Source organism: Nonomuraea sp. NPDC004186 (assembly GCF_053603495.1).
In genome coordinates this window covers 72,153-83,350 of record NZ_JBSGFQ010000058.1, presented here as the reverse complement: position 1 = coordinate 83,350, position 11,198 = coordinate 72,153, and the positions used below count along the sequence as shown (strand labels likewise).

Sequence of the window (11,198 nt, the reverse complement as noted above, 5' to 3'; positions counted from 1 at the left end):
GCCGTCCACCCTGGCCGCCTGGATCAGCTCGTTCGGCAGCGACTGCAGGAACTGCACCAGGACGGGGATCCGGCGGTTCCACGGCCGGCGCCTCTCTCAGGCGCGCAGCCTCTCCAGGCGGAGCGTGTCGCGCAGCAGCGGGCGTGCCGCCAGGGCCACGAGCACCGCGGTGAGAACCCCGATGCCCGCCATGGCCACGGCCCTGCCGACCGCCCAGCCGAGCCACCCCACCTGGTAGTAGTCGGCGAGGGGCAGGATCACCACCACGGTTCCCCCGACCGCCGCCACGACGCAGATCGGCAGCGCGGCGATGACCGCCTGCCGTACGAGGACCCCGCCCAGCGCCCGCTCCGGCACCCCGGAGGCGGCCAGCGCGGCGAACGAGCGGCGATGATCGAGCAGCTCCTCGGCCTGGTGCACCACGAGGGCGGCCGCCGACGTCACCAGGGCCACCAGGAGCGCGGCGTCGACGAGCGCATGGGCGTGGTGGTAGCCGATGCCCGCCTGCTGGGCCCCGGCGGCCGCGCCGAAGAACACCGTCAGGCCCACCACGGACAGGGCTCTGGCCCGGGCCCTCGGGTCCGCCTCGACCAGCCGCGCGGCCAGCAGCATCTCGGGCGAGCCGGCCCGCCGGGCGGCGCGGCGCGCGTACACCCTGATCACCCAGGTCGTGGCCAGCGTCACCCCGAACAGCATGAGCACCATCCCGGCCGTGATGGCCACGGTCGCCCCGTACACCCCACCGGGCAGGGAGCGCCCTTTCGTCACGTATCCGAGAAAGAAGAGGCAGGAACCGGCCACGAAGCGGTACAGGTCCGCCGCTCTCGGCCCCCGCAGGCGTGAACGGCGGACCAGGCCCAGCGGTGAGGCGATGACGTTCCGGCCGGCGCGCGCCCCTGACAGGGCTCCGCCCAGTGCCATCACGGCCACGACCACCGGCACCTGGGTCAGCGGCCCGGAGAGATGGGTGACCACGTAGACCGCGGCTCCGGCCAGGGAGCCGGTCAGCGCCTGCCCGCCGCCTTCCAGGGCGCCGAGCAGGCGCACGTCGTCCGGCGTGGCGCCGGCCAGCCGCAGGCCGGCCAGCCGTCGTTCCCTGGTGGCCGTGCCCAGCCGGTTGGACTGGTGCACCAGGCCGGCGACCGGCAGGGCCAGCAGGGCCAGGGCCAGCCCGATCAGCGAGCCGCCGTCGTCCTGGAAATCGGCCAGGCTGACGGCCGTGCAGACCAGGAACGTCGCCAGCCCCGTGCCGGCGGCGACCAGCCAGGCGCGGGCCCGCTCGGCTCGCGACCGTCCCCTGTTCAGCATGCGCAGGACGGTGATCATTGGCTGATCCCCGTCAGCAGGGCCCCGTCGCGCAGGGCGAGTTCGCGGTCGGCGTAGGCCGCCACCCGGTTGTCGTGGGTGACCAGGACCACGGCGGTGCCGCCGGCGCGGGCCGCGCCCAGCAGCGCGCTCATCACCTGCTCTCCGCCGAGGGTGTCCAGCGCTCCGGTGGGTTCGTCGGCGAAGACCACGCGCGGGCCGGTCACCAGCGCCCGCGCGACGGCCACCCGTTGCAGCTGGCCCCCGGACAGCTCGCCGGGCCGCTGGTCGGCGCAGCCGGACACCTCCAGCCGGGCCAGCATGTCGGCCGCGGCGGTCATCGACTCCTGCCGGCCGTGCCGGTTGAACAGCATCGGTAACGCGACGTTCTCCGCCGCCGTGAGCTCGGGCACCAGCTCCCCGAACTGGAAGACCACGCCGAAGCTCTCGCGGCGCAGCTTGGTCAGCGCCGCCTCGGCCAGCGTGTCGATCCGCCTGCCGTCCAGGACGACCTCGCCGGACTCCGGGCGGATGATCCCGGCCAGGCAGTGCAGCAGGGTCGACTTGCCCGATCCGCTCGGCCCGGTGACCGCGAGGATCTCGCCCTCCGCGAGCCGGAGGGAGACGCCTGTCAGCGCCCTGGTCCTGCCGTACGACTTCACCAGGCCTCTGGCCTCAAGCATCGTTGTCCCCCTTCAGCCGCGACAGTGCGGTCTCGATCCAGCGCAGGTCGGCGTCGAGGTGCTGGAGCGCGAAGTCGGCCGCCAGCACCTGGGCGGGCGGGCCGGCCGCCTTCTCGGCGGTCAGCTCCCGCATGCGGGCCAGATGCGCCTCGCGCTGCCGCAGCAGATAGCCGTCGGCGTCTCGTCCCGCGACGGCGACCCGGGCGAACAGCGAGCTGGCGACATACGGCGCCGGCGGCTCCACGGTGTTCAGCCACCGGGCCAGCTCCTCCCGGCCGCTGCCGGTGATCGCGTACATGGTCCGCTCGGGGCCGCCCTCCTGCTGCGTCTCCGCCACCTCGGCGAAGCCGTCGCGCTCCAGCCGCTGCAAGGTGGCGTAGACCTGCCCGTAGGCCAGCGGCCTGGCGCCGGCCAGGCGATGATCGTGCTCCTTCTTGAGCTCGTAGCCGTGTTTCGGGCGCTCTGCGAGCAGCCCGAGCATCACATGAGCCGTGGACATGATCGCAACTATACATTCAATGAATAGTCGGGCACGCGGCGGACTTCGAGGAAGGCGGACGGCTCAGCCCGCGAGGCCGTCGAGCAGGTCGTCCAAGGCGGACTTCACCCGCTCCACGCCCGCCTCCCCGAGCCGGTGGGCCAGCAGCGGGGCGGCGAGGGGCGCGAGGAGGGCGTCGGCGAGGCAGTGGGCGTCCGCGCCGGGACGGAACTGGCCGATCAGCATCGACAGGTGACCGTGGTAGGCGTCGTACGCGCCGCCGAAGCGGGCCAGCGGGCCCGCCGTCTCGGCCATGAGCAGCAGGTCGAGCTGCTCGGCCGTCCTGTCCGCCAGCGCCCGCAGGAACGCCTTGGCGCGCGCGGCCGGCTCCGCGCCGGGGCCGAGCGGCGGCGGTCCCTCGATGAACGCCGCCTGGAACTCCCGCTCCCGCCGGTCGATCAGCGCGTACGCCAGCCCGGACCGGTCGCCGAAGCGCCGGTAGAGCGTGCCGACGCCGACCCCGGCGGCCGCGGCCACGTCCGCCATCTGCAGGCCCTGCACGCCGCGGGTGGCCACGATGCCCTCGGCGGCGGCGAGGATCTTCGCGCGATTGCGGGCCGCGTCGGTGCGCTCGCGTGTCACGGCTCCCATCCTGGCACCTCTTGTCAACCGGAACTGATTCCGGTTACGTTGAAACGGAATTGATTCCGCTTCAATGGGATGGAGGACGCATGGCACGGAAGGCAGCCCTGGTCACCGGAGGCAGCAGGGGGATCGGCGCGGCCGTCGCGCGGCGGCTGGCGGGTGACGGGTTCGACGTGGCTCTCACGTACCGGAGCGCGGGCGACCGGGCGGCGGCGATCGTCAAGGAGGTCGAGGCGGCCGGCGCGCGGGCGCTCGGGCTGCGGGCGGAGGCCGCCGACGCCGGGACGCTGGTCGCGGCCGTGGAGCGGACGGTCCGCGAGCTGGGCCGGCTGGACGTCCTGGTCAGCAACGCGGGCATCGCGCCGTACGGGGCTCTGGAGGAGGTGACGCTGGAGGAGGTCGACCGGCTGCTGGCCGTGCACCCCAGGGCCTCGTTCGTGCTGGCGCAGGCGGCGGCGCGGCACATGCGGGACGGCGGCAGGATCGTCCTCATCGGCAGCAGCCTGGCCGAACGCGTGCCCTACCCCGGCTGGACGGCGTACGCGATGAGCAAGTCGGCGCTGACCGGGCTCGCCAAGGGGCTGGCCAGGGACCTCGGGCCGCGCGGCATCACCGCGAACGTGGTCCACCCCGGATCCACCGACACCGAGATGAACCCGGCGGACGGGCCGGACGCGGACGAGGAGCGGCGCCACACGGCGCTCGGCCGCTACTGCTCGCCCGACGACATCGCTGCCACCGTCGCCCACCTGGCGGGGGACGGGGGCCGCGCCATCACGGGCGCGGCCATCTCCGTCGATGCGGGTGTCACCGCCTGAGGCGTTACGTCACCTTCCGGTCATCGCCGGAAACCTCCGCGTAACCCTTGACATGTCCGCACGCCTCCCAGCACGCTTGTCATGAAATGGAAAGACTTTTCACTGTGTGAAAAGACTGGAAGGCGGCTACACCCCCATGAGCCATGAACAGGCGTTCGCCGAGCATGCCCCAGCCCCCGACGACCAGGCCGCGGCCGCGGCGGCGAAGGCTTCCGACGCGAGGCTGAGAGCGGGCGCGCAAGTGGTTCTTGTCGCGCTCGCGTTTTACATCGCCGTCGAATCCCTGGGGCTCGGCCTGTGGACCTCGTTCGGTCCCGGGCCGGGGTTCTTCCCGTTCGTGCTGGCCATCGCGCTCGGGCTGCTCGCGCTGGCCTGGGCCGCCCAGACGAGGCGGGCCCGTGCGGACGAGGACGGCCCGGCCGAGCGCACCGACGTGGGCCACGCCGCCGCCGTGCTCGGCAGCCTGGTGGTGCTCGCGGCCGCCATGGACCTGGCCGGCTACCAGATCAGCGTGTTCGCGTTCCTCATGTTCCACCTCAAGTGGCGCGCGGGCCGGAGCTGGGCGCTGTCGCTCGTGCTCTCCCTCGCCGGCAGCGTGGGTATCTACCACGGCTTCGACCAGGGCCTGATGGTGCAGCTGCCGCCGTCGGCGATCCCGCTCCTGGCCGGCTGGGGCCTGTGATGGACGTCCTGGCCGACCTGCTCGGCGGGCTCGCCACGGCCCTGTCGCCGCAGAACCTCCTGTACGCGTTCATCGGCTGCCTGCTCGGCACCCTGATCGGGGTGCTGCCGGGCATCGGGCCCGTCGCCGGGGTGGCGCTGCTCATCCCGCTCACCCTCAACCTGGACCCGACCAGCGCCATCATCATGCTGGCCGCCATCTTCTACGGCACCCAGTACGGCGGCACCATCACCAGCGTCCTGCTCAACACCCCGGGCGAGGCCGCCTCCGCGATCACCACGATCGACGGCTACGCCATGACCAAGCAGGGCCGCGCGGGGGTGGCGCTCACCATCGCGGCGGTCGGGTCGTTCGTCGGCGGCACCGTCGCCACCGTCGGGCTCGTCGTCGCCGCCAAGCCGCTCGGCGACCTGGGCCTGCGGATCGGGCCGCCGGAGTTCTTCGCGCTCATGGTGCTCGGCATCTCCCTGCTCGTCGCGCTCGCCGGCCGCTCGATGACCAAGGCGCTCATCTCCGGCGTGCTCGGCCTGCTGATCTCGATGGTCGGCATCGACCCGGTGGCCGGGGCGCCGAGGTTCACCTTCGGCAGCGAACGCCTGCTCGACGGCATCAGCTTCGTCGCCGTCATCATCGGGCTCTTCGGCCTGTCGGAGATCCTCGTGGCGGCCAGGGGCGGCACCGCCCAGGCGGTGGCCCCAGGGCTGCGGGCGCTCCTGCCGGGCCGTGCCGACCTGCGGCGCAGCGTTCCGGCGATCGCCAGGGGCACCGGGATCGGGTTCGCGCTCGGGCTCGTCCCCGGGATGACCGGCTCGGTCTCCTCGCTGCTCGCCTACGGCGCGGAGCGCAGGTTCAGCAGGCACCGCGCCGAGCTGGGGTCGGGCGCGGTGGAGGGCGTCGCGGGGCCGGAGACGGCCAACAACGCGCACGCGAACGGCGCGCTCGTGCCCCTGTTCACCCTCGGCATCCCGGCCTCCCCGACGATCGCCGTGCTCATGGGCGCGTTCCTGCAGCAGGGGCTGACGCCGGGGCCGACCCTGTTCGCCGAGCACGCCGACGTCGCCTGGGGGATCATCGCCAGCCTGTTCGTCGGCAACGTCATCCTGCTGGTGCTCAACGTGCCGCTGGTCCGGGTGTGGACGTCGATCCTGCGCATCCCGTACCCGGTGCTGACCGCGCTGATCCTCACGTTCATGGTCGTGGGCGCGTACACGATCAACTTCTCCGTCTTCGACGTGTTCGTCATGGTCGCCTTCGGGCTGCTCGGCCTCGTGCTGCGCCGCCTGGACATCCCCCTGGCGCCCCTGGTGCTCACCCTCGTGCTCGGGCCCCTCATGGAGCGTTCCCTGCGCGAGTCGCTGGAGCTGTCGCAAGGCGACCTCACCGTCTTCCTGACCCGTCCGATCTGCGTCGTCCTGCTGGTGATCGCGCTCGCCATCGCCGTGAGCCCGCTGCTGAGCCGGCTGCTGGGGCTGCGCAAACCCGCCGTCCTGGCCGAGGACCCCGAGGCCTGAGGCCACCACCCCCCAGAAGGAGTCATCGTGAAAGTCAAGATCGCAGCCAGGGCCACCGTCACAGTCGTGGCCGTGGCGACGGCGCTCGCCGCGTGCGGCGCCCAGCAGTCCGGCGGCGCCGCGGGCGCCTGGCCGCGCAAGGGGAAGCCGGTCACGCTGATCGTCTCGTTCGCGCCCGGGGCGGCCGTCGACGCGGCGGCCCGCGTGGTCGCACCCGTCCTGGAGAAGGAGCTGGGTACGAACGTCGAAGTGCTCAACAAGCCGGGCGCCGGGGGACAGATCGGCTACACTGCGCTCACCAAGGCCAAGCCCGACGGCTACACCATCGGCGCCACCGGCTCGCCGTCCGTCGTCGTCTCGCCCCTCGACCCGAGCCGGGGCGCCACCTACACCCGGCAGAGCTTCCTGCCGCTGGGCATGCAGGTGCTCGACCCGATGCTGGTGGGGGTCGCGCCCGGCAGCCCGTACAAGGACCTGAAAGCCCTGATCGAGGCCGTCAAGGCCAAGCCGAAGAGCGTCACCGCGACCACGACCGGGGTGCAGACCGGCGAGCACTTCGCCCTGGCCGACATCCAGCAGAAGACCGGGGCGGAGTTCGCGCCCGTGCACTTCTCGGAGGGTGCGTCGTCGGCGATCGCCGCCTTCCTCGGCAAGCACGTCGAGGCGTACGTCGGCAACGTCAGCGACGTCAAGGACCTCGTCGCCCAGGGCAAGATCCAGGTGCTCGGCGTCATGTCGGCCGAGCGGAGCCCGTTCCTGCCGGACGCGCCCACCTTCGCCGAGCAGGGCTACCAGGTCGAGGGGGCGACCGCCCGCGGCTACTCGGCGCCCGCCGGGCTGCCGGACGAGGTCCGCGTCAAGCTCGAAGGAGCCCTGAAGAAGGCGATCGAGGACCCGGCGGTCGTCGCCAAGATGAAGGACCTCGGCCTGGCCACCGCGTACAAGTCCGGCCAGGACTACAGCACGTACTGGGCCGACCAGGAGACCACGGTCAAGCAGGCCCTCCCCCTCGTCCGCAACACCAAGAGCTGAAAGGCGCCTTCAATGAGCGAGACCTCCCAGGACGCGCTGGCCCGGCTGGCCGCCCTGCCCACCGCCAACATCGGCGACGCCATGGACCGCCTCGGCGTCCTCGACTCCCGGATCCGCCCCATCTGGCCGGGTGCCCGCGTGGCCGGGCGCGCCTTCACCATCTGGACCCGATCGGGTGACAACGCGCTCATCCACCAGGCGCTCGACGTCGTCGAACCCGGCGACGTCATCGTGGTCAACGGCGGCGGCGACGAGTCCCGGGCGCTGATCGGCGAGCTGATCGGGCAGCGCGCCAAGAACAAGGGCGTGGCCGGGTTCGTCATCGACGGGGCCGTCAGGGACGCCGACGGGCTCGGGGAGATGGGCATGCCCGTCTTCGCCCGCGCGGTGACGCCCGCGGGGCCGTACAAGAACGGGCCCGGCCACCTCGGCCGCACCGTCGCGGTCGGCGGCGTCGCCGTCGCGCCGGGCGACCTGATCCTCGGTGACGCCGACGGCGTGGTCGTCGTCCCGCTCGCCGAGGCCGAGCGGGTCGCGCAGGCGGCCGAGGCCGTCTTCGTGACCGAGGAGGGCAAACGGGCTGCCATCCTTGAATCCGCGTGACGACAGGTTCATCCGCGTGCGAGAAAGGGTTCCGCCGATGACCGCCGGACAGCCGCAGCCGTCCATGCGCTCGGTCGAGCGCGCGTTCGACGTGATCGAGGTGCTGGAGCGCAGCGACAAGCCGCTTCGGCTGTCGGAGGTCGCGCGGCGGGCCGGGCTGTCCCCGGCCACGACGCTGCGCCTGCTCGGGGTGCTGCAGCGGCGCGGGTTCGTGGTCGCGGGGCAACAGGCCTACCACCTCGGCCCGGCCGCCCTCGCCATCGCCCACGGCTTCCTCGTCACCGACGGCCTCAGCCGCGCGGCCACCCCCGTGCTCCAGGAGCTGGCCGCCACCACCGGCCTGACCACGACGCTGCACATCAGGTCGGGCCTGGAGCGCATCGTCATCGCCCGCGTCGACGGCGCCGACCCGCTGCGCTACCAGCTCCCCATCGGCCGCCGGCTGCCGCTGCACCTGGGCGCGGGCAAGGTGCTCGCGGCGGCCATGCCGGACGACGAGCTCGACGCCCTGATGGCCGCGGTCCGCGACCTGGGCACCGCGGGCGGCAAACCGGTCAGCGAGGCCGACCTGCGGGCCGAGCTGGAGCAGATCAGGGAACGCGGCTACCACTTCTCCATGAACGAACGCGTGCTCGGGAGCTCGGGCATCAGCGCGCCCGTGCCGGCCCCGGACGGCCACTCCATGGCGTCCGTGGGCATCTCCGGCCCCGCCGAGCGCCACCCCGAGAGCGAGATGCTCGGCTGGGTGCCCGAGCTGCGCCGCGCCGCCGCCGCGCTCGGCCGGGCGCGCGACCTTTAGCCATGGTTCACATATAAGAGGACTGAAGAGATTGATCATGCGTTGCGCCGTCATCGGACTGGGCGAGGCGGGCGGCGTCTATGCCGCCGCGCTCGCCGCCGCCGGGCACGAAGTGCTCGGGTACGACCCCGGCGACACCCCCACCCCCGAAGGCGTCACCAGGACGGCGACCCTGCGGGAGGCCGTCGAACAGGCCGCGTACGTGCTCGTCCTGACGGGGGCCGCCGCGGCTCCCTCCGTGGCCGAGCAGTGCCTGCCCCACCTGGCGCGGGGCGCCTGCTACGCCGACTTCACCTCGGCCTCCCCGGAGGTCATGGAGCGGCTCGGCCGGATGGTCGGCGAGCGCGCCGACTTCGCCGACGTGGCGATCCTGGGCCCGGTGCCGTTGCACGGGCATCTGGTCCCGCTGCTGGCCAGCGGGCCGGGGGCGGGCGCGATCGCCCGGCTCGTCCGCCCGCTCGGCGGTCCGCGCGAGGTCTCCGTGGAGGTCCTCGACGGGCCTCCCGGGGCGGCCATGGGCCGCAAGCTGCTGCGCAGCGTGTTCATGAAGGGGCTGGCCTCCGTGGTCTGCGAGGCCGTCGCGGCGGGGCAGGCGGCCGGGGACGAGGACTGGATCAGGGTCGAGATCGCCAAGCAGCTCGCGGGTGACGGCCAGGCCGTCATCGACCGGTTCCTGACGGGCACCCGTACGCATGCCGTACGGCGGGCCATGGAGATGCGCGACACCGGCGCCTACCTGGACGTCCTCGGCGTGCCCGCCGAGATGACCCGCGCGGCCGAGCAGACCCTCCGCCGCCTGTCCACCGGCTGACGCGGCTTTTTGTCGGTGGGCGATGACATGATCCGGCCATGACGACCTTCGCGCCACCGCCCGGCACCGCGGCCTGGCGGCACCTCGACGCGCGCACCGGCTTCGAGGTGGTCTACTTCCGGCCGCTGCCGGACGGGCACCGCGTCGAGGGGTGCACGACCGCGGTCGAGGAGGGCCGCACCTGGGTCGTCGACTATGTCATCGAGCTCGACGCGAGCTGGGCCACCCGCTCGGCCCGGCTCGCGAGCCGGGCCGCCGGGGGCAGGCGCCAGATCCTCCTGGAGACCGACGGCGCGGGCCGCTGGCGGGTGGACGGCGCGCCGGCGTCCTGGCTGGACGGCTGCCTCGACGTCGACCTCGAGTCGTCGGCCCTGACCAACGCGTTCCCCGTGCACCGGATGCGCCTCGGCGTGGGCGCCGCCTCACCGGCTCCGGCGGCCTTCGTCCGGGCCGCCGACCTGGCCGTCGAGCGGCTCGAGCAGCGCTATGCCCGGCTGGCCGACGAGGAGGGGCGGCAGCGCTACGACTACGCGGCGCCGGTCTTCGACGTCGCCTGCCACCTGGTCTACGACGGGTCCGGCCTCGTCCTCGACTACCCGGGCCTCGCCGTCCGAGCCGCCTGAGCCGCCTGCTTCGGCTCACCCTTCGGGCTTCGGCTCACCCTTCGGGCTTCGGCTCACCCTTCGGGCGGACCGGCTGAATGGCGGCGACGGGGTGGCGGTCCGACGGTGGCGGTCTACGGCGGCGACGGGGTGGCGCTCTAACGGCGGCGGTCTACGGCGGCGACGGGCGGCGCGCTCTTCTCGGCCGCGACCGGCCCCGCTGACTCCTCCCGCGCCGGGGAGCCCTGCGCGCCCCGGTCGAAGAAGCGCAGCACCTCCACCGGCAGCGGCATCACCAGCGTGGACGTCTTCTCGGCCGCCACCTCGACGACCGTCTGCAGGAGCCGCAGCTGCAGGGCGCTCGGCGTCTGAGCCATGATCGCGGAGGCGTCGGCGAGCTTCTGGGCGGCCTGGAACTCCCCGTCCGCGGTGATCACGCGGGCGCGGCGCTCCCGCTCGGCCTCGGCCTGGCGGGCCACGGAGCGCTTCATGGACTCGGGCAGCTGCACGTCCTTGATCTCCACCCGGTCGATGTGGATGCCCCAGCCGAGCGCCGGGCTGTCGATCATGAGTGCGAGGCCCTTGTTCAGCTCCTCGCGGTTGGAGAGCAGATCGTCCAGCTCGCTCTTGCCGATGATGGAGCGCAGCGACGTCTGCGCCACCTGCTCCACCGCGAACAGGTAGTTCTGCACCTCGACGGCCGCCCGCAGCGGGTCCTGCACCCGGAAGTAGGCGACGGCGTCGACCTGGACCGACACGTTGTCACGGGTGATGCCCTCCTGCGTGGGCACCGGCATCGTGACGATCTGTACGTTCACCTTCTTCAACCGGTCAACTCCCGGGATGAGAAAGGCGACTCCCGGCCTGCGGATCTCCTTCTGCGCCCGGCCGAAGCGGAACACGATGCCGCGCTCGACCTGATTGACGATCCTGACGCCCCCGAACCCGGTCAATATGGCGATGGCCGCGAGGAAACCCAGGATGATCTCGGTAACCATAATGGCCTCCCTCCCATACTTCGAGAGTAGGCCTGCTCGAACGGAAGAGCGTACCGAGCCGGCCGGACCTCCCGGGCGCCGGGTCCGCCGCTTCCGGCGCAACGGCCACGGTGCCGTCAACCGTCAACCGCGATCGTGCGGGGCGCGGTGGCCGGAAACAGTTGGAAATCTACTTTGTAAAGGGCGGATCCTGCTGAGCCGGCGGATGCGTATCTGGTAAACGTCAGTGCG

General features: G+C 72.7%; 13 protein-coding genes. 8 read left to right on the top strand and 5 right to left on the bottom strand.

The annotated features are described in order from the left end of the window. Window positions 1–96: 96 nt before the first annotated feature. From ACWEPL_RS37810 to ACWEPL_RS37795, 4 genes are all read right to left on the bottom strand, one after another. Window positions 97–1,326 (bottom strand): hypothetical protein, encoded by a 1,230-nt coding sequence (locus ACWEPL_RS37810; RefSeq protein ID WP_363972790.1) that lies wholly within the window; start codon window positions 1,324–1,326, stop codon window positions 97–99. Then, window positions 1,323–1,988, bottom strand: coding sequence for an ABC transporter ATP-binding protein (locus ACWEPL_RS37805; RefSeq protein WP_452439013.1), 666 nt, complete (start codon window positions 1,986–1,988; stop codon window positions 1,323–1,325). Before ACWEPL_RS37805 ends, ACWEPL_RS37810 begins: the two co-directional genes overlap by 4 nt. Continuing rightward, window positions 1,981–2,487, bottom strand: a complete 507-nt coding sequence (locus tag ACWEPL_RS37800; RefSeq protein ID WP_363972784.1) for a PadR family transcriptional regulator — start codon at window positions 2,485–2,487, stop codon at window positions 1,981–1,983. Before ACWEPL_RS37800 ends, ACWEPL_RS37805 begins: the two co-directional genes overlap by 8 nt. Window positions 2,488–2,550: 63 nt before the next feature. Further along, the gene (locus ACWEPL_RS37795) at window positions 2,551–3,117 is read right to left on the bottom strand and encodes a TetR/AcrR family transcriptional regulator (protein ID WP_452439012.1); all 567 of its coding nucleotides are present in this window, start codon (window positions 3,115–3,117) and stop codon (window positions 2,551–2,553) included. A gap of 80 nt (window positions 3,118–3,197) precedes the next feature. On the opposite strand from ACWEPL_RS37795, the gene ACWEPL_RS37790 reads away from it, so the two are divergent. The 8 genes from ACWEPL_RS37790 (at window position 3,198) to ACWEPL_RS37755 (ending at window position 9,990) form a co-directional block, all read left to right on the top strand. Beyond that, on the top strand, window positions 3,198–3,929 hold the full coding sequence (locus ACWEPL_RS37790; protein WP_363972780.1) for an SDR family NAD(P)-dependent oxidoreductase: 732 nt from the start codon (window positions 3,198–3,200) through the stop codon (window positions 3,927–3,929). Window positions 3,930–4,035: 106 nt separating this feature from the next. Next, complete coding sequence (locus ACWEPL_RS37785) at window positions 4,036–4,611, top strand: tripartite tricarboxylate transporter TctB family protein (RefSeq protein ID WP_452439011.1); 576 nt, start codon at window positions 4,036–4,038, stop codon at window positions 4,609–4,611. After that, window positions 4,611–6,122: a tripartite tricarboxylate transporter permease gene (locus tag ACWEPL_RS37780; protein ID WP_363972774.1), complete on the top strand. Its 1,512-nt coding sequence runs from the start codon at window positions 4,611–4,613 to the stop codon at window positions 6,120–6,122. The genes ACWEPL_RS37785 and ACWEPL_RS37780 overlap by 1 nt, the downstream gene beginning before the upstream one ends. A 27-nt stretch (window positions 6,123–6,149) precedes the next feature. Then, window positions 6,150–7,154 (top strand): tripartite tricarboxylate transporter substrate binding protein, encoded by a 1,005-nt coding sequence (locus ACWEPL_RS37775; protein WP_452439010.1) that lies wholly within the window; start codon window positions 6,150–6,152, stop codon window positions 7,152–7,154. A 12-nt stretch (window positions 7,155–7,166) separates the two neighbouring features. Then, on the top strand, window positions 7,167–7,757 hold the full coding sequence (locus ACWEPL_RS37770; RefSeq protein WP_350739434.1) for an RraA family protein: 591 nt from the start codon (window positions 7,167–7,169) through the stop codon (window positions 7,755–7,757). A gap of 37 nt (window positions 7,758–7,794) precedes the next feature. Next, the gene (locus ACWEPL_RS37765) at window positions 7,795–8,556 is read left to right on the top strand and encodes an IclR family transcriptional regulator (protein WP_363972768.1); all 762 of its coding nucleotides are present in this window, start codon (window positions 7,795–7,797) and stop codon (window positions 8,554–8,556) included. Window positions 8,557–8,593: 37 nt separating this feature from the next. Further along, window positions 8,594–9,367 carry an NAD(P)-dependent oxidoreductase gene (locus tag ACWEPL_RS37760; protein ID WP_363972765.1) on the top strand — a complete coding sequence of 258 codons (774 nt, stop codon included), beginning with the start codon at window positions 8,594–8,596 and terminating at the stop codon, window positions 9,365–9,367. Between the two features lie 38 nt (window positions 9,368–9,405). After that, entirely contained in the window at window positions 9,406–9,990 is a 585-nt protein-coding gene (locus tag ACWEPL_RS37755) for a putative glycolipid-binding domain-containing protein (RefSeq protein WP_452439009.1), read from the top strand. 137 nt (window positions 9,991–10,127) lie between these two features. On the opposite strand, the gene ACWEPL_RS37750 is transcribed toward ACWEPL_RS37755, so the two are convergent. Next, window positions 10,128–10,967 (bottom strand): SPFH domain-containing protein, encoded by an 840-nt coding sequence (locus tag ACWEPL_RS37750; protein WP_452439008.1) that lies wholly within the window; start codon window positions 10,965–10,967, stop codon window positions 10,128–10,130. Window positions 10,968–11,198: the final 231 nt, after the last annotated feature.

Coding starts and splice junctions, on each gene's coding strand:
- ACWEPL_RS37750 (WP_452439008.1), bottom strand. CDS start 10,967: ATGGTTACCGAGATCATCCTGGGTTTCCTCGCGGCCATCGCCATATTG.
- ACWEPL_RS37805 (WP_452439013.1), bottom strand. CDS start 1,988: ATGCTTGAGGCCAGAGGCCTGGTGAAGTCGTACGGCAGGACCAGGGCG.
- ACWEPL_RS37765 (WP_363972768.1), top strand. CDS start 7,795: ATGACCGCCGGACAGCCGCAGCCGTCCATGCGCTCGGTCGAGCGCGCG.
- ACWEPL_RS37760 (WP_363972765.1), top strand. CDS start 8,594: ATGCGTTGCGCCGTCATCGGACTGGGCGAGGCGGGCGGCGTCTATGCC.
- ACWEPL_RS37755 (WP_452439009.1), top strand. CDS start 9,406: ATGACGACCTTCGCGCCACCGCCCGGCACCGCGGCCTGGCGGCACCTC.
- ACWEPL_RS37795 (WP_452439012.1), bottom strand. CDS start 3,117: ATGGGAGCCGTGACACGCGAGCGCACCGACGCGGCCCGCAATCGCGCG.
- ACWEPL_RS37780 (WP_363972774.1), top strand. CDS start 4,611: ATGGACGTCCTGGCCGACCTGCTCGGCGGGCTCGCCACGGCCCTGTCG.
- ACWEPL_RS37770 (WP_350739434.1), top strand. CDS start 7,167: ATGAGCGAGACCTCCCAGGACGCGCTGGCCCGGCTGGCCGCCCTGCCC.
- ACWEPL_RS37810 (WP_363972790.1), bottom strand. CDS start 1,326: ATGATCACCGTCCTGCGCATGCTGAACAGGGGACGGTCGCGAGCCGAG.
- ACWEPL_RS37800 (WP_363972784.1), bottom strand. CDS start 2,487: ATGTCCACGGCTCATGTGATGCTCGGGCTGCTCGCAGAGCGCCCGAAA.
- ACWEPL_RS37790 (WP_363972780.1), top strand. CDS start 3,198: ATGGCACGGAAGGCAGCCCTGGTCACCGGAGGCAGCAGGGGGATCGGC.